Origin of the sequence: Mycobacterium sp. SMC-8, from assembly GCF_025263565.1 — a bacterium.
GTDB lineage: Bacteria > Actinomycetota > Actinomycetes > Mycobacteriales > Mycobacteriaceae > Mycobacterium.
The window spans coordinates 3747240-3764823 of sequence record NZ_CP079865.1; the positions used below are offsets into that span (position 1 = coordinate 3747240).

15 protein-coding genes are annotated in these 17584 nt (G+C 69.0%); 10 read left to right on the forward strand and 5 right to left on the reverse strand.

Annotated features, from left to right (window positions below; genetic code table 11):
* Window positions 1-129: 129 nt before the first annotated feature.
* Genes KXD97_RS18105 through KXD97_RS18115 form a run of 3 tightly spaced genes read left to right on the forward strand, consistent with a single transcriptional unit; the run spans window position 130 to window position 4776 of the window.
* Window positions 130-1773, forward strand: a complete 1644-nt coding sequence (locus tag KXD97_RS18105) for a DAK2 domain-containing protein (protein WP_260751416.1) — start codon at window positions 130-132, stop codon at window positions 1771-1773.
* 1 nt (window position 1774) lies between these two features.
* Entirely contained in the window at window positions 1775-4072 is a 2298-nt protein-coding gene (recG, locus tag KXD97_RS18110; protein ID WP_260751417.1) for an ATP-dependent DNA helicase RecG, read from the forward strand.
* A complete protein-coding gene (locus KXD97_RS18115) occupies window positions 4069-4776 on the forward strand; it encodes an HNH endonuclease family protein (RefSeq protein ID WP_260751419.1) in 708 nt (235 codons plus the stop codon). Before recG ends, KXD97_RS18115 begins: the two co-directional genes overlap by 4 nt.
* Window positions 4777-4860: 84 nt before the next feature.
* On the opposite strand, the gene KXD97_RS18120 is transcribed toward KXD97_RS18115, so the two are convergent.
* The 5 genes from KXD97_RS18120 to KXD97_RS18140 form a co-directional block, all read right to left on the reverse strand.
* On the reverse strand, window positions 4861-6063 hold the full coding sequence (locus KXD97_RS18120) for a Dyp-type peroxidase (protein WP_260758033.1): 1203 nt from the start codon (window positions 6061-6063) through the stop codon (window positions 4861-4863).
* Complete coding sequence (locus KXD97_RS18125) at window positions 6056-6568, reverse strand: copper chaperone PCu(A)C (protein WP_260751420.1); 513 nt, start codon at window positions 6566-6568, stop codon at window positions 6056-6058. The genes KXD97_RS18120 and KXD97_RS18125 overlap by 8 nt, the downstream gene beginning before the upstream one ends.
* A complete protein-coding gene (locus KXD97_RS18130; protein ID WP_260751421.1) occupies window positions 6561-7985 on the reverse strand; it encodes a PepSY domain-containing protein in 1425 nt (474 codons plus the stop codon). The genes KXD97_RS18125 and KXD97_RS18130 overlap by 8 nt, the downstream gene beginning before the upstream one ends.
* 132 nt (window positions 7986-8117) lie before the next feature.
* Entirely contained in the window at window positions 8118-8657 is a 540-nt protein-coding gene (locus tag KXD97_RS18135) for a hypothetical protein (protein WP_260751422.1), read from the reverse strand.
* Between the two features lie 57 nt (window positions 8658-8714).
* Window positions 8715-9554, reverse strand: coding sequence for an aldo/keto reductase (locus KXD97_RS18140; protein ID WP_260751424.1), 840 nt, complete (start codon window positions 9552-9554; stop codon window positions 8715-8717).
* Between the two features lie 103 nt (window positions 9555-9657).
* On the opposite strand from KXD97_RS18140, the gene KXD97_RS18145 reads away from it, so the two are divergent.
* From KXD97_RS18145 to KXD97_RS18175, 7 genes are all read left to right on the forward strand, one after another.
* Window positions 9658-10782, forward strand: a complete 1125-nt coding sequence (locus tag KXD97_RS18145) for an alpha/beta hydrolase (protein ID WP_396885461.1) — start codon at window positions 9658-9660, stop codon at window positions 10780-10782.
* Window positions 10783-10815: 33 nt separating this feature from the next.
* The gene (locus KXD97_RS18150) at window positions 10816-11589 is read left to right on the forward strand and encodes a DsbA family protein (protein WP_260751426.1); all 774 of its coding nucleotides are present in this window, start codon (window positions 10816-10818) and stop codon (window positions 11587-11589) included.
* Entirely contained in the window at window positions 11586-12221 is a 636-nt protein-coding gene (locus tag KXD97_RS18155; RefSeq protein ID WP_396884324.1) for a vitamin K epoxide reductase family protein, read from the forward strand. Before KXD97_RS18150 ends, KXD97_RS18155 begins: the two co-directional genes overlap by 4 nt.
* A gap of 91 nt (window positions 12222-12312) precedes the next feature.
* Window positions 12313-15741, forward strand: a complete 3429-nt coding sequence (locus KXD97_RS18160; protein ID WP_260758035.1) for a pyruvate carboxylase — start codon at window positions 12313-12315, stop codon at window positions 15739-15741.
* Window positions 15738-16304: a 16S rRNA (guanine(966)-N(2))-methyltransferase RsmD gene (gene rsmD / locus KXD97_RS18165; protein WP_260758036.1), complete on the forward strand. Its 567-nt coding sequence runs from the start codon at window positions 15738-15740 to the stop codon at window positions 16302-16304. Before KXD97_RS18160 ends, rsmD begins: the two co-directional genes overlap by 4 nt.
* Window positions 16305-16315: 11 nt before the next feature.
* Window positions 16316-16798, forward strand: coding sequence for a pantetheine-phosphate adenylyltransferase (gene coaD / locus KXD97_RS18170; RefSeq protein WP_260751428.1), 483 nt, complete (start codon window positions 16316-16318; stop codon window positions 16796-16798).
* An 85-nt stretch (window positions 16799-16883) separates the two neighbouring features.
* Window positions 16884-17450 carry a hemerythrin domain-containing protein gene (locus KXD97_RS18175; protein WP_260751429.1) on the forward strand — a complete coding sequence of 189 codons (567 nt, stop codon included), beginning with the start codon at window positions 16884-16886 and terminating at the stop codon, window positions 17448-17450.
* Window positions 17451-17584 lie beyond the last annotated feature (134 nt).

A 17584-nucleotide genomic window follows, 5' to 3' on the forward strand; every position in this document is an offset into this window, starting at 1 on the left:
AGGATACCGGCCGTCGCAGAGAACACCAAAACCCGGGCCCGCGCTGTGCACAGGCCATCCTGCACGCTTCGGCGCTGTCCCCGCCACTGGCTAGGCTGACGCCGACGTCGGAAGCAGTGTGGAGGTGGGATGTCGGTTCGGCGCCTCGATGCGTCCGCCCTACGGCGCTGGGCGCATGCTGCCGTCGCGGACCTGGTCAGCCACACCGACGAGATCAACCGGTTGAACGTGTTCCCGGTCGCCGACTCGGATACCGGGACGAACATGCTGTTCACGATGCGTGCGGCGTGGGCGCAGGCGGACGCCTGCGACGCCGGCGCGGACGTCGCGGAAGTCGCCGCGGCGCTGGCCGACGGGGCGCTGCGCGGCGCCCGCGGCAACTCCGGGGTGATCCTGTCCCAGATCCTGCGGGCCCTCGCCGAGGTCACCGCGTCCGCCGCTGAAGATCGGCAAGGCGTGCTCACCGACATCAGCGGTGCGCTGCTGAGCGCTTCGCTGCGGCACGCGCTGACGCTCGTCGTCGCATCGATGGGCGAAGCCGTGCCGGGAACCATCGTCTCGGTCCTGCACGACGCGGCCGAGGCGGCCGAGGACTCGGTCCTGGCGGATGCGGACCTGCCTGAGGTGGTGACCGTGTGCGCCCACGCCGCCGGAGCCGCGCTGGATCGCACCCCCTCCCAGCTCGACGTGCTGGCCGACGCCGGGGTCGTCGACGCCGGGGGCCGCGGCCTGGTGGTCCTGCTCGACGCACTGTGCGCGACGCTGACCGGACAGGCGCCGCGCCGGACCGTCTATGCACCCTCGAAAACCCCACCGCCGGCACCGGCAGCGCACACCGGTCCCGGTTTCGAGGTGATGTACCTGCTCAGCGGATGCCAGGTCGAGGGCGTCGAGAAATTACGGGCCCGACTCGACGAACTGGGCGACTCGATCGCGATCGCGGCCTCGGGATTCGGCGGCGATGCCCGCCCCGGGCACTTCTCGGTCCACGTCCACGCCGACGATGCGGGGGCCGCGGTCGAGGCGGGTCTGGCGGTGGGCACCCTGAGCCGGATCCAGATCACGTCGCTGCGCGGTGGTGCGGACCGGCCGGCCGCCGGCAGCTGGAGCCGGCAGCGCGCCGTGCTGGCCGTCGCCGACGGGGACGGCGCCGAAAGCCTGTTCACCGGAGAGGGCGCCGAGGTGCTGCGGCCACGCCCCGATGAGCCGGTCAGCGCTCAACGGTTGCTGCATGCCCTGGTCAACACCGGAGCCGCCCAGGTGATGGTGCTGCCCAACGGGTACGTCGCCGCCGAGGAGATCGTCGCCGGATGCGCGGTCGCCTCCGACTGGGGGATCGACATGGTGCCGGTGCCGACCGGGTCCATGGTGCAGGGCCTGGCGGCCCTGGCCGTCCACGACCCCGAGCGCCGCGTCGTCGACGACGGCTACACCATGGCCAGGGCCGCGGCGGCGGCTCGGTACGGCGCGGTGCGCGTCGCCGCCGAAGAGGCATTGACGTGGGCCGGCGCCTGCAAGCCCGGAGACGGTCTGGGCATCGTCGGCGACGAGGTGGTCATCGTCGGCGACGACCTCACGGCGGCGGCGGCGGGATTGATCGACCTGCTGCTCGCCTCCGGAGGTGAGCTGGTGACCGTGCTGACCGGTGACGGTGTGGATCCCGAGATCGCCGACGCGCTGATCCGGCACGTCCACCGCCACCATCCGGGGACCGAGATGGCGGCCTTCCACACCGGCCACCGCGTCGACGCGGTGCTGATCGGAGTGGAGTGAGATGGCCAAACTCGACGACAGCCTGGATTTCGTGCTCGGCAAGAAGGCCGCAGCGTCGCTCGAAGAGCACCTCGGGCTGCGCACCGTCAACGATCTGCTGCGCTACTTCCCGCGCAAGTACAGCGACGCGATGACCGTCCGAGGCGAAGGCGAGGAGCTCGACCTCTCCGAAGGCGAGCACGTCACCTTCGTCGACGTGATCGAGAAGGCCGAGCTGAAGCGGGCTCAACGCCCGCCGTCGCGCGAGTTCCTCGTCGTCACGCTGCGCGACCGGCGGCCCAAGGTGACGGCCACCTTCTTCAACCCCAAGTACCTGAAGAACACTCTGGTCGAAGGCGCCAAGGTGATGCTCTCCGGTGAGGTCGGCTATTACCGCGGCACCATGCAGTTGACCCATCCGGCGTTCATGGTGCTGAACTCGGCGTCCGGCAAGAAGATCGGCACCAAATCGTTGACGTCGATCGCCGCCACCACCGACGCCAGCGACGACGAGCTGCTGGCCGAGTTCGAGAAGAATTTCTTCCCGATCTACGGGGCCACCGCCAAGGTGCAGACCTGGGAAATCTACGCGTGCGTGCGCCAGATGCTGGCCGTGCTCGATCCCGTCCCCGAAACCTTGCCGGATTGGTTTGTGCGCGAACACGATCTGATGTCCGAGGACGACGCGTTGCGCGCGGTGCACCGCAGCGACGACGCCCAGGAGCGCGCCCGCGCGATCGAGCGGCTGACCTTCGACGAAGCGGTCGGTCTGCAATGGGGTCTGGTGGTGCGACGGCACGGCGAGCTCAGCGCATCAGGGCCGCCGGCACGACGGCGCGACGACGGCCTCATGGCGGCGATGTCGGCGCGGCTGCCGTTCGCTCTCACCGCGGGCCAGCTCGAGGTCCTCGACGTCATCTCGGCCGAACTCGGCGGCGCCCGGCCGATGAACCGCATGCTGCAGGGCGAGGTGGGTTCCGGCAAAACCGTGGTGTCGCTGCTGGCGATGCTCCAGATGGTCGACGCCGGCTACCAATGCGCGCTGCTGGCGCCCACCGAAGTCCTTGCCGCCCAACATGCTCTGTCGATCCGGTCGATGCTGGGACCGCTGGCGGGGGCCGGAGAGCTCGGCGCGGCCGACAACGCCACCCGGGTCGCACTGCTGACGGGATCGATGTCCGCCCAACAGAAACGCGATGCCCGCCGGGAGATCACCTCCGGTGCGGCCGGCATCGTCATCGGCACACACGCGCTTCTGCAGGACGCCGTGGAGTTCGACAACCTGGGCATGGTCGTGGTCGACGAACAGCACCGGTTCGGCGTGGAGCAACGAGACCGGTTGCGCGCCAAGTCCCGTGTCGGCATCACACCGCACCTGCTGGTGATGACCGCCACGCCGATCCCGAGGACCGTCGCGCTCACCTACTACGGCGACCTGGAAACCTCCACCCTGCGCGAGCTGCCCCGCGGACGCCAACCCATCAGCACCAACACGATCTTCCAGACCCAGAAACCGGCCTGGTTAGACCGCGCGTGGGCCCGCATCGCCGAGGAGGTCGCGGCCGGCCGTCAGGCCTACGTCGTCGCCTCGCGGATCGACGAGGACGACAAATCCGACGGCGAATCCGACGGCAATGGGAGGGGCGACCCGAAGACGGCTGCCGGGAAGAAGGACCCCCACACCAGGGCCAAGAACCAGAGCAACGAGCAGGGCCCGCCGCCGGTCACGGTGGTGGAGATGTTCGAGCGGCTGCAGCGCGGCCCGCTGAAGCACCTGCGCCTGGGCCTGATGCACGGACGCCTGTCGGGCGATGAGAAGGAAGCGGTGATGGCCGCGTTCCGGGCCGGTGAGATCGACGTGCTGGTGTGCACGACGGTGATCGAGGTCGGTGTCGACGTGCCCAACGCCACGATGATGGTGGTGATGGACGCCGACCGCTTCGGCATCAGCCAGCTGCACCAGTTGCGTGGCCGCATCGGCCGCGGTGAGCATCCCAGCCTCTGCCTGCTCGTCACCAGGCTGCCCCAGCATTCCAAAGCCGGACAACGCTTGACGGCGGTGGCGAGCACCCTGGACGGGTTCGCCCTGGCCGATCTCGACCTGCGGGAGCGCAGCGAGGGCGACGTGCTGGGGTACTTCCAGTCCGGCCGGCCCATCACGTTGCGGTTCCTGTCGCTGGCCCAACACCTCGAGATCATCCTGGCCGCCCGGGAACTGTGCGAGACCGTCTACGACACTGATCCGCACGACCGGGGCATGGCGACGCTGTCGGCGCCGTTCACCGACACCGATCGGGTCCAGTTCCTGGACATGTCGTGAGCCGTAAGCAGACGCTGTGGCTCGCCGTCTCGGTGCTGCTCGCCGTCATCGTCGCCTACCAGGTCAGCGTCGTTGCGCAGTCGCCGTCGTCCCACATCGCTGTGGCGGACATCCCGACCGTCGCCCCCGGTGCCGATGTGCTGGAAGGCATTCCGATCGTTCCCGCCCGGGTGCGCGGAAATGACTACCGCCGGTCGGCTTTCGGCGAGTCTTGGACCGACGACACCAGCGCCCCGGGCGGGCGCAACGGGTGCGACACGCGAAACGACATCCTGGACCGTGACCTCGTCGACAAGACCTACGTGGCGATCTCTCGCTGCCCCACCGCCGTCGCGACGGGGACGCTGCGCGACCCGTACACCAACGCGACGGTGGCCTTCGTCCGCGGCAACCAGGTGGGCGCCTCGGTGCAGATCGACCACATCGTGCCGCTGGCGCTGGCATGGGATCTCGGTGCGCGGCACTGGACCGACGAGCTGAGGGAGCGGTTCGCCAATGATCCGGCCAACCTGCTGGCCGTGTCCGGTGAGGCGAATCAGGACAAGGGCGACAAGCCGCCGGCGGTGTGGATGCCGGCCAACGGTGCGTTCCACTGTCAGTACGCGATCCAATTCATCGCGGTGCTGCGGGGATATGGGCTGCCGGTGGATGCGCCGTCGGCGCCGGTGCTGCGGGAGGCGGCAGAGACCTGCCCGCGCGGTTGAACGAGGCGAGAAACCGCCGCCGGCGATATCCGCAGCCACCGGTATGCAAGGGGCCATCTGAACAGGACGGCGCTCGCGCGCAGCTCATTCCAGCAGACCCTGGCCCAGGTAGCCGTCCTCGGCGGCGCCGGGCAGGATCGCGAACACCGCCGACCCGATCGTGGTGATCCACGGGTTGAGCGCATCGGCTTCGGCCAGCCTCTGCTGGACGGGCACGAACTGGCGTGCCGGATCGCGTTGGTAGGCCGCGAAGATCAGCCCGGCGTCGGTGGTGCCGGTCAACGGAGGGTCGTCGTAGTTGTAGGCCCGGCGTAGGAACTGCTCACCGTCGGATCGGTGTCGGGCCAACGCCACATGAGAATTGGGGGCAATGACCGGGATGCCGTTCTCCGTGGCATCCAGATCGGGCTCGTCGCTCTCGTGAGAGCCGGTCAGCGGCGCTCCGGTGGCGAGCCGCCGGCCCACCGTCAACTCCTTGCTGGCCCGGTCGAGTTCGTCCCATGTGTCCAATTCGATACGGATGCGGCGAAGCGCCAGCACCGTCCCGCCGGCGAACCACGGCTGGCCGGAGCCGTCGTCCCACACCAGACGGTCCAGATCGGCGCTCTCCCTCGGATTCACGGTGCCGTCGACCTGCCCCATCAGATTGCGCATGGTGGCGCCCGACGAGTCGGCGCCCCGGGCCGTACGGAAGCCGCTCTGACGCCAGCGCTGGGTCGTCATGGTGCGGACGTTCTTCAACAACACTCGTGCGGTGTGCGCGACGACGAGTGGGTCGTCGGCGCAGATCTGGAGCGCAACGTCCCCGCCACACCACCGCGGTTCGAGGCGGTCGGTGCTGAACCGCGGCAGCTCGGCGACCGAACTCGGGAGCCGATGCGCCAGACCGCTCTTGCCGAAAACCTGCGGACCGACACCGACGGTGACCGTCAGTCGGGCGGGTCGGTGGGCCAGTTCCGGTTCGGTGTCCGCCAGTGCGGGGCGCCCCTGGGTCAGGCGTGCGGCGTCCGCGCTCCACAGCTTGAGGACCGCGGCGAGCGTCTCGCGAAGGTCACGCCCGTGGGTGGGAACGAGGTCCAACGCCACGAACAGGGCGTGGGCCTGGGGATCCGTGCCGACTCCCGCCTGGTGCGGACCGTGAAACGGAATCGTCTCAGTGCCGAATCCTGTTGGCGAACTTGATGATTCTACGGGGGTGCACCCGGTCAGGGATGCCGCACCGGCCAGTGCGGCACCCCCGGTCAGCAGGCGACGCCTGCTGACCAGGGGATGCCGCCGGTCAGCCATGACCGTGTTGGTGGTCACCGGAGGAGTACTCCTCGTCGGCCCCGGCGAAGTCGCGGACCTGTGCGGTGACGGGCAGGGTGGAGCCGTCGCCGAACGCGACGGTGACCTCCACGTCGGTGCCCGGGCGCAGCGGGCCGGCGAGGTCCATCAGCATCAAGTGGTCGCCGCCGGGCGCCAGTTCATGACTGCGGCCCGGCGCGATCGTGATCCCGCCTGCCTTGGGCCGCATGGTGTTGGCGCCGTCGCCGCTGCGGGCGATCTCGTGGATCTCCACCCGCGCGGCCGAGGGCGATTCCGCGCCGACGATGTGCACTTCTGCGCCGCCGGTGTTGGTGAACGTTCCGAACACCGCCGTCATGCCGGTGTCCGCCGCACGTGCCCACTGGTCCTCGACGCTGACTCGCGAAGCCATCGTCGCATCTGTGTCATGGCTCGTCGACGTGCAGGCGGTCGGCACCGAGATCGCCAGTGCCGCCAGGGTGATACCGAGTCGTCTGTCAAACATGGTGTTCCGCCTTACGGCGTTTGGCAGTGCCGATGACGGTGTCAACCGCGATGAACGCGGCCAGGGTGAGTCCGAGCGTCGGTAGGAACCACCCGACGGCCACGGCGGTCACGATGACTGCGCACATCGCGGGTAGGGGGAGCGACCGTAGCCCTGCGCGCAGCGGAGGCCGGCCAACGGCCCAGGCGGAGCCGCGCGTAGGCCTGCGCTGCCACCACATCCGGTAGCCGCGGACGATCACGGTAAGCAGACCCACCGCGACGCCCAGCAACAGCAACCGGTTGAGCAGTCCGAACAACATGCCCATGTGCGCGCGGATGCCCCAGTCGGCGAGCTTCGCGACCAGCGCGTAGTCGCGCCAGTAGTCGATGCGCGCGGTGACCGCGTTGCTGCCGGGGTCGACCACGGCGGAGTTGGTGGTCAACCGGTACGGCTTGTCGATCTCGGTCACGGTGATGCCCTGTCCGTGGTCGGCGGGCACGCTGACTTCCACCGGGAGGTGGACGCCGGCACCGGCCGCGGCGTCGAGTGCGGCGTCGTAGTCGATCGGCGTCGGTGCGGGTACCGGGCCGCCCGCCTGGTGCCCGCCGTGTCCGGAATGCCCATCCGTGGTCGGCAGTGTGGAATCCAGTTGCGGGCGTTGCCAGTTCAGTGCTGTGCGGATGTCGCTGACGTGGGCGCCGGCGTAGGTGGACCAGGTGATCCCGGTGGCGGACAGAAACAGCAGCCCGGCGAGCAGCCACACACCCGTGACGCCGTGCCAGTTCAGGGTGCGGGAGCGCCCGCGCCCGCCGCGATCCACGGTCAGGATCCGTGCGGTGCGGCCGCGGCGGCGGTCGTCCGAGGCCTTGGCCAGCCATAGAAACAGGCCCCCGAGCGCGATCACCCAGAGCCAGGACGCGGCGGTCTCGCTGTAGATGCGGCCGGGCTCGCCGAGATTGAGATGGCGGTGCAGGCCATCGAGCCACGTGCTCACCGGCAGGTATCCGAACCACGTGGGCAGATCGCCGAGGACCTGCCCGGTGTACGGGTCGACGAACACCGCTCGCAGCATGTCCTCGGCCAGCCCGGGGTCGGCGAAGTAGACGCGGGTGGACTCGGTCGCCGTGGCCGGCGGCCGCAGCCCGGTCGCGTCAAGGTCGGGGAACGCCGAGCGCGCAGCGGTGATCTGTTGGTCCAAGGGCAGCGCGACGTCGCCGGAATCGACGGTCAGAACGTCGCGGTAGAACCACTTTTCGACGGTGGGCGCCAGCGCGTACAACGCGCCGGTGACGGCGGCGACCACGAGAAGCGGCGCCACCAGCACCCCTGCGTAGAAATGGAGCCGAGTGGCCAGCGGCCGCCATCGGCGCTTGGGAATCGCCTGAGGCAGGGACAGGTCATCAGACGGGTCGAGGGTGTTCTCGGGAAGGGGCATCGGTGAGGCCTTTACGGGTCAGTGCGCACACGCGGCCATCCGGTGCGCACGACGCGGCACCGGTGGGCACGTGAAGACCGCAGCGCAACCGCTGCGGCGCACAAGGAAATGGGGTGAGAGCGAGGGCGAACGTCAGGCGGTCGCGACACCCCGTGGCGGGGCCCGCATCCCCAACCCGGTGGCCAGAACAGGCCGGGCCACAACCACTTTCGTCGTCCGGCGCCTGGCGCGCGGAACAGGGCGGGGGGCGCGGCCGGCGAAGAGCCGCAGCCAGCACAGCACCGAGGCGCAGACGATGTACAGATATTCCGCCGCGGCGATGGCGCCGCCGAGCGTGACCGCCGCGCCGAGATGCACGGCCGTCATCAGCGTGCCGGGTACGAGCCCGTCACCGCCGTGGTGGTGGCTTGTCACGGTCAGCGCCACGTGCCCCAGAACCTGGGCGAAGGCCAGGGCGGCCGTGGTGGCGGCCCAACTCGCTGCTCGTCCCTCGACACGGACAGTGGCCGAGACCGCCCCGACCGTCGCGCAGAGCAGCACGGCGAGTATCAGAGCGCCGCCGCGCGGGAAGCTTCCGCCCGCCGCGAGGTGGGCGCCGGATGTGAGCGTCGCCGACGAGAGCCCGATCAGGGCTCCGCGAAGCCCTCGGGCACGCGCTCTCGGCGTACACATGCGGCAGACCCTACCGCTCGGGTTCGCCGAAGCCGGCCATCGCTGGACGGTTGCCCGTTAGGAGCCGGCGTAGGTCTCGGGGTCCGGGCGGAACCGGGTGCCTTCGTCGAGCGCGTTGAGGGCGTTCATCTGCTCGTCGTCGAGTTCGAAGCCGAACACGTCGAGGTTCGACGTGATGCGCTCCGGCGAGGTCGACCGCGAGATCACGACGTTGCCGAGTTGCAGGCTCCAGCGCAGCAGCACCTGCGCCGGTGTCCTGCCGTGCGCGTCGGCGATGCCGGTGACCACGCTGTTGCTCAGCAGGCGGCCCACCCCGAGCGGGCCGTAGGCCTCGGTCACGATGCCGTGCTCGGCGTTGACCGCCCGCAGTTCGGCCTGGTTGAGCAGCGGGTGCAGCTCAATCTGGTTGACCGCCGGGGTGAAGAATGACAGGCCGATGACGTCGTCGAGGTGGTGGGCGGAAAAGTTGCTCACCCCGATCGAACGAGCCAAGCCGACCTCTTTGGACTTCATCAGCCCGCCCCAACTGTCGATGTACTTGCCCTGCTCGCCCGCGGGCCAGTGGATCAGATACAGGTCGACGTACTCCAGACCCAGACGCTCCAGGCTCGCCCTGATGGCGTCCTGGGAGGACTGGAAGCCGAGTTCCTCGGTGGCGAGCTTGGTCGTGATGAACAGCTCCTCGCGAGGCACCCCGGACTGTGCGACCGCGCGCCCGACGGCGGCTTCGTTGCCGTACGCGGCTGCGGTGTCGATCAGCCGGTAGCCGGCCTCCAACGCCGCCAGCACGGACTGCTCGGCCTCGGCCTCCGACAACTCACCCACACCGAGGCCGATCACCGGCATGGTGTTGTCGTCGTTGAGTGTGACGGTGGGGATAGCTGCCGCCGACGTCATGTCACCTTCTTTTCTGAAGTGGAATGCTGGCGAAGACTATATTGCCGCCATCTGTACCGGCCTAATCAGCGCCACACCACGAGGAGCAACCGTGACCGAAACCGTGACGGACCCCGTCGCCGACCGACCAGCACAGCCGCAGGTGCGTCGCAAACTCGGCGTCGCGGGGCCGAGCAGTGACGTGCTGGCGAACAGGATCGCCGGTGTCACGCTGCGCGGGATGCCGCGGATCCCCGACTCCGTCAAGCGGGTTCTGCTGGGTGGACGCTCGATCACGCTCGACGGGAACACCCTCGACACCACGATGCAGCTGATGCTCGCCGGCCAGCATCTGCTCGGGCTCGACGGGTTGGTGGCCGACGACGACCACGTGGCCGCCCGGCGGCAACTGGAACAGCTCGCGAGCAGCTTCGCAAAGCGGATCCCGGTCGCGGCCGTGACAGACCTCACGGTCGACGGGGCCGACGGCCCCCGCAAGGCGCGGCATTACCGCACCGATCTGCCCGAGGCGCCGCTGCTGGTGTTCTTCCACGGCGGCGGCCACGTGATCGGCAGCATCGACAGCCACGACGACCTGTGCCGGGAGATCTGCCGCACCGGCGGCGTACACGTGCTGTCCGTGGACTACCGCCTGGCGCCGGAGCATCCGGCACCCGCCGGAGCCGAGGATGCCTACGCCTCCTACCTGTGGGCACGCGAGCACGCCGCCGACTTCGGCGCCGACCCGGGCCGGGTGGCCGTCGGCGGTGACAGTGCGGGCGCGAATCTGTCCGCGCTGGTCGCGATCCGGGCCCGGGACGAGGGCGCGCCGCGGCCCGCCCTGCAGCTGCTGCTGTACCCGGTGACCGACTACCAGAGCGAGACCAGGTCCAAGACGCTGTTCGCCCGCGGCTTCTTCCTGACCAAGCGGGACATGGACTGGTTCAGCGAGCGATTCCTCGGGGAGGCGCAGCTCGAAGGCACCGACGCCCGGGTGTCACCGCTGCGGGCCGGCGACCTGTCCGGGTTGTCGCCGGCACTGGTCGCGACCGCCGGCTTCGACCCGCTGCGCGACGAGGGCCGCCATTACGCCGACGCGCTGCGCACCGCCGGCACGCCCGTGGACTACCGGGAATACGGTTCGCTGATCCACGGCTTCGCGAACTTCTTCCCGCTCGGCGGTGCCAGCGCGGCCGCCACCGGCGACCTCATCTCGGCGATGCGTGCGCATCTGACCCGCGCCCACTGAAGGGGGGCCGGCGACGCCGGTACTCTGAGACCCGTGGCCACCAAACCCAAGAAGAACGCGCGTTACGACCTGAAGGCAGCCGACCGTAAGCGCAACCTGCTCGTCCAGATCGGTCTGACCGCCGTCGTGGTGATCTTCGCGGTCACTTTGGTGCTGTACATCGTGCTCTCCGCCGACGACAAGCCCACCGCCGGTGAGTCCCGGGCCATCCGGGTCGAATCGAGCAGCCTGATCAAAAAGGAAGGCACCGACGAGCCCAAGGCCGTCCTGAGCCTCTACGAGGACTTCCTCTGCCCGCACTGCGGCGCCTTCGAGCAGCAGTTCGGTCCTACGATCGACAAGCTCATCGACTCCGGCGCGATCGCGGCCGACTACTACATGGTCGCCATCCTCGACCGGCCGCAGAACAACAACTACCCGTCGCGCGCCGGTGGCGCCGCGTACTGCGTCGCCGATGAGTCGATCGACGCGTTCCGCCGCTTCCATGCCGCGCTCTACGCCCAGCAACCCGGTGAGACCGGCGCGGTCTACCCGGACAACGCCCGCCTCATCGAGATCGCGCGTCAGTCCGGTGCCTCTGGCGGGGTGGCGGACTGCATCAACAAGGGGACCTACGTCGACATGGTGGCCGGCCTGGCTGCGGCGACGGGCATCAAGTCCACTCCGTCGGTCCGCATCAACGGCGAGGACTACCAGTACAGCACCCCCGACGCGCTGGTCGCCAAGGTCAAGGAGATCGTCGGCGACGTGCCCGGGCTGGAAGCCGCACCGCCGGCGCCCGCCCCGCAACCCGTCCCGGCCTCATGACCGCGACCATGGCCGGGTCCGTCGACCACCCCGATCCGTCGGTCGACCGGCCGGCCGCGGTCGAGGTTCCGCGGGCATCCGCGCTGTGGGTGCTCATCGCCGGAGTGGTCGGGCTCGCCGCCGCGCTGACCCTGACGGTCGAAAAGATCGAACTGCTGATCGACCCGAGCTACGTGCCCTCCTGCAGCATCAACCCGGTGCTGTCGTGCGGGTCGGTGATGGTCACCCCGCAGGCGTCACTGTTCGGTTTCCCGAACCCGCTGATCGGCATCGTGGCGTTCTCCGTCGTCGTCGTCACCGGTGTCCTCGCGCTGGCGAAGGTCGGGCTTGGCCGATGGTATTGGGCAGGCCTGGCCGTGGGCACCCTGGCCGGCACGGTCTTCGTGCACTGGCTGATCTTTCAGAGCCTGTACCGCATCGGTGCACTGTGCCCGTACTGCATGGTGGTGTGGGCGGTCACGATCCCGCTGCTGGTGGTGGCCGCCTCGATCGCGGTCCAGCCGCAGCGCAGCAACAGCGGCGTGATCCGTGCACTGCACACCTGGCGCTGGTCACTGGTGACGCTGTGGTTCACCGCGGTGCTGCTGCTGATCCTCGAGCGCTTCTGGAACTACTGGTCCACCCTCATCTGACCCACGGCGCCGCCGTCGTGATCCGATCACATCCCGCATGCGGTTCCTGTGAGATTGACCTGCGAGGTTAAGGTGAACCGTGGCCGGTCAGATCTCCAAAGTCCTCGTCGCCAACCGTGGTGAGATCGCGATCCGCGCGTTCCGCGCGGCCTATGAGATGGGCATCGCGACCGTCGCGGTGTATCCATACGAAGATCGCAATTCGCTGCACCGGTTGAAGGCCGACGAGTCCTATCAGATCGGCGAGGTCGGGCATCCTGTCCGGGCCTACCTGTCTGTCGACGAGATCATGCGGGTGGCCGTGCAGGCCGGGTGTGACGCGGTGTACCCCGGCTACGGTTTCCTGTCGGAGAACCCGGAACTGGCCGCGTCGTGCGCCGCGGCGGGCATCACGTTCGTCGGCCCCAGCGCCGGTGTGCTGGAGCTGACCGGGAACAAGACGCGTGCCATCGAGGCGGCGCGCGCGGCCGGCCTGCCGGTCCTGACGTCGTCGGCACCCTCGTCGTCGGTCGAGCAACTCGTCGAGGCGGCCCAGGGGATGGAGTTCCCGCTGTTCGTCAAGGCCGTGTCCGGCGGCGGCGGCCGGGGCATGCGCCGCGTCGCCGACCGGGACGCGCTGGCCGAGGCGGTGGAAGCCGCCAGCCGGGAAGCCGAGTCCGCGTTCGGCGACCCGAATGTCTACCTCGAGCAGGCGGTACTCAACCCGCGTCACATCGAGGTGCAGATTCTCGCCGACAACGACGGCAACGTGATGCATCTGTTCGAACGGGACTGCAGCGTGCAGCGCCGTCACCAGAAGGTCATCGAGCTGGCGCCGGCGCCGAACCTGTCCCCGGAGCTGCGGCAGAAGATCTGCGACGATGCGGTCGCGTTCGCGCGGGAGATCGACTACTCCTGCGCGGGCACCGTGGAGTTTCTGCTCGACGAACGCGGCCACCACGTGTTCATCGAATGCAATCCACGCATCCAGGTCGAACACACCGTCACCGAGGAGATCACCGACGTCGACCTGGTCTCCAGCCAGTTGCGGATCGCCTCGGGGGAGACGCTCGGCGATCTCGGGCTGAGCCAGGAGATGTTGACGGCGCCACGGGGATTCGCGATGCAGTGCCGGATCACCACCGAGGACCCCGCCAACGGCTTCCGGCCCGACACCGGGCGGATCACCGCCTACCGGTCACCGGGCGGCGCCGGCATCCGCCTCGACGGTGGTGCGCACCTGGGCGCAGAGATCGGTGCGCATTTCGACTCGATGCTGGTCAAACTGACATGTCGCGGAAGGGATTTCGACACCGCAGTGGCCCGGGCCCACCGCGCGCTCGCCGAGTTCAGGGTGCGCGGGGTGTCGACGAACATCCCGTTCCTGCAGGCGGTGATCGACGACCCGGACTTCCGCGCCGGACGCGTCAACACCTCCTTCATCGACGACCGCCCGTATCTGCTCACCGCACGCTCACCCGCCGACCGCGGCACCAAGATCCTGAACTATCTGGCCGACGTCACGGTCAATCAGCCGCACGGGCCGCGGCCGTCGACGGTGTATCCGCACGACAAGCTGCCGCCGATCGACCTGGACTCGATGCCGCCGCGGGGCAGCAAGCATCTGCTCTCCGAGGTCGGACCGGAGGCGTTCGCGCGGTGGATGCGTGAGTCCAAGGCGGTCGGCGTCACCGACACGACCTTCCGCGACGCACATCAATCGTTGCTGGCCACCAGGATTCGCACGTCCGGTCTGCTGATGGTGGCGCCCTACATCGCGCGGATGACTCCGCAGCTGCTCTCCATCGAGTGCTGGGGCGGCGCCACGTATGACGTGGCGCTGCGGTTCCTCAAGGAGGATCCGTGGGAGCGGCTGGCCGCTCTGCGTGAGGCGGTACCCAACATCTGTCTGCAGATGCTGCTGCGGGGCCGCAACACCGTCGGTTACACCCCGTACCCGGAGTCGGTGACCCATGCGTTCGTGCAGGAGGCAACCGCGACGGGCATCGACATCTACCGGATCTTCGACGCGCTCAACAATGTCGACTCGATGCGGCCGGCGATCGATGCGGTCCGCGAGACGGGCACGGCGGTCGCCGAGGTCGCGATGTCCTACACCGGGGACCTGTCCGATCCGGGCGAGAACCTCTACACGCTGGACTACTACCTCAAGCTCGCCGAGCAGATCGTCGACGCGGGCGCGCATGTGCTCGGGATCAAGGACATGGCCGGACTGCTACGCCCGCAGGCGGCGGCGCAGTTGGTCAGCGCGCTGCGTAGTCGCTTCGACCTGCCTGTGCACGTCCACACCCATGACACCCCGGGCGGTCAGCTCGCCACGTACCTGGCGGCGTGGCAGGCCGGCGCCAGTGCGGTCGACGGCGCGTCGGCGCCGCTGGCGGGCACGACCAGCCAGCCTGCGCTGAGTTCGATCGTGGCGGCCACCGCGCACACCGAGTTCGACACCGGGCTGTCGTTGTCGGCGGTGTGCGATCTGGAGCCGTACTGGGAGGCGCTGCGAAAGGTGTACGCGCCCTTCGATGTCGCCGCGGCCGGTCCGCCGACTCCCACCGGCCGGGTCTACCGCCACGAGATCCCGGGCGGTCAGTTGTCGAATTTGCGTCAGCAGGCGATCGCGCTGGGGCTGGGGGACCGCTTCGAGGAGATCGAGGCGAGTTACGCGGCGGCCGACCGGATCCTGGGCAGGCTGGTCAAGGTGACACCGTCGTCGAAGGTGGTCGGCGATCTGGCCCTGGCGCTCGTCGGCGCCGGCGTGTCGGCCGACGAATTCGCCGAGGACCCGGCTCGTTTCGACATTCCGGACTCGGTGATCGGCTTCCTGCGCGGCGAGCTGGGAGATCCTCCCGGCGGGTGGCCGGAACCGTTGCGGTCCAAGGCGCTGGCCGGTCGGGCGCCGGCCAAGCCGCCTGCCGAACTCAGTGACGAGGACACCGCGGCGCTGGCCGACGCGGGCCCGACCAGGCAGGCAACGCTGAACAGGCTGCTGTTCCCCGGTCCCACAAAGGAATTCGAGGCGCACCGCGAGCTTTACGGCGACACGTCGAGCCTGTCGGCCAACCAGTTCTTCTACGGGTTGCGCCACGGGGACGAGCACCGCGTCACCCTGGAACGGGGCGTGGAACTGCTGATCGGCCTCGAGGCGATCTCCGATGCCGACGAGCGGGGCATGCGCACCGTGATGTGCATCATCAACGGGCAGCTGCGGCCGGTGGTGGTCCGCGACCGCAGTGTCGCCAGCGACGTGCCCACCGCCGAGAAAGCCGACCGCACCAATTCCGACCATGTGGCCGCACCCTTTGCCGGCGTGGTCACCGTCAGCGTCGGGGAGGGGGACACGGTCGAGGCGGGCCAGACCATCGCGACCATCGAGGCGATGAAGATGGAGGCCGCGATCACCGCGCCGAAGGCGGGCACGGTCGCCCGGATCGCGGTGTCGGCCACCGCTCAGGTCGAGGGCGGAGATCTGCTGGTGGTGATCGGTTCGACGGGGAAGAGTGAAGCGACCGGGGACGCATCCTGAGCCGGATCGTCGCCGGGAAGTTCGGCGGTCGGCGCATCGCGGTGCCGCAGCAACGGTCGGGCCGGGGCACGCGGCCGACGACCGACCGGGTGCGCGAGTCGTTGTTCAACGTCCTGTCGGCGAGGATCGACTTCGCCGGCCTGCGCGTGCTCGACCTGTACGCCGGTTCGGGTGCGCTGGGCCTTGAGGCGTTGTCGCGCGGAGCGGCGTCGGCGCTGTTCGTCGAGTCCGACGCCAGGGCCGCGGCGGTGATCGAGCAGAACATCGCCGGGCTGGGGGTTCGCCACGCGGACGTGCGGCGCGGCTCGGTGTCGTCGGTCCTGTCCGCGGGCGCACCCCGGCCGGTGGATCTGGTGCTGGCCGACCCGCCCTACGAGATCGACGCCGCACAAGTCGACGACGTCCTGCGGTCGCTGGTCGCGGCCGGGTGGACCGCGCCAGGCACGGTAGTCGTGGTGGAACGTCCCGCATCGGGCCGCGACATCGCCTGGCCGGATGGGTGGTCGGTATGGAAGCCCCGCCGCTACGGGGACACCCGCGTCGAGGCCGCGCAACGCTGCTAGCGTCGACCGACATGAGTGGAGCGGTGTGCCCGGGATCCTTCGATCCGGTGACCCTCGGTCACATCGACGTCTTCGAGCGTGCCGCGGCGCAGTTCGACGAGGTCGTGGTCGCGGTGATGGTGAACCCGAACAAGTCCGGGCTGTTCACCCACGACGAGCGCATCGCGCTGATCGAGGCGTCGACCACCCACCTGCCCAACCTGCGCGTCGAGTCGGGGCAGGGGCTGATCGTCGACTTCGTCAAGGAGCGCGGGCTGACCGCCATCGTGAAGGGCCTGCGCACCGGCACCGACTTCGAGTACGAGCTGCAGATGGCGCAGATGAACCGGCACGTCGCCGGAGTCGACACGTTCTTCGTCGCTACCACACCGCGCTACTCGTTCGTGTCGTCGTCGCTGGCCAAGGAGGTGGCGATGCTCGGCGGTGACGTCTCGGAACTGCTGCCGGAGCCGGTGAACGCACGGCTGAAGGCCAGGCTCGCCGAGCGGGGTTGAGTCACCCGCGCGCGGGTACGCACAGGGAACCGGTGTGCAGCCCTTGAGCACCGGCCATTCAGCCCGTCACACGGAGGTGCCGACCGTGCCTGAGACATTCGTTCAATCCGCCGACGACGTCGTCGCGTTCCTGAGGGATCAGCACAACCTGATCAAGGACATGTTCGACGACGTGCTCCACGCGTCTGAAGACAAGGCGCGCGAGAAGGCGTTCACCGATCTGCGTCAGCTGCTCGCCGTACACGAGACCGCCGAGGAGATGGTGATTCATCCACGAGCCCGGCGGGAGGTGGATTCCGGTGACGAGATCGTCGATGCCCGCCTGCGCGAGGAACATGAGGCCAAGGAGCAGCTGGTCGCACTGGAGAAGCTCGACATCGCGTCCGAGGAGTTTCTCACCGAGCTGACGAAGTTCCGCGACGCCGTGCTCGAGCATGCCGAGCGTGAGGAGAGCGAGGAGTTCACCAAGCTCAAGCGTGAACTCGACGCCGACGAGCTCAAGAGCCTGGCAGGGGCGGTGCGTGCCGCCGAGGCGATCGCGCCGACCCGACCGCACCCCGGGGTGGAATCGGCCAAGCTCAACTTCGCGGTCGGACCGTTCGCGTCGATGCTGGACCGGGCCCGCGACGCGATCGGGTCGGCCTTGCGCTGACATTGGCCCGTGTCCGGCTGGTTGACATAATCCACGCGGACGGATGCCAGTCGAGCCTCGTCTGCGACACACCGGCAACGGAAGCCCAGTCACAGGCATAACACCAGGCACACTGGTAACTAACAACTACGCCT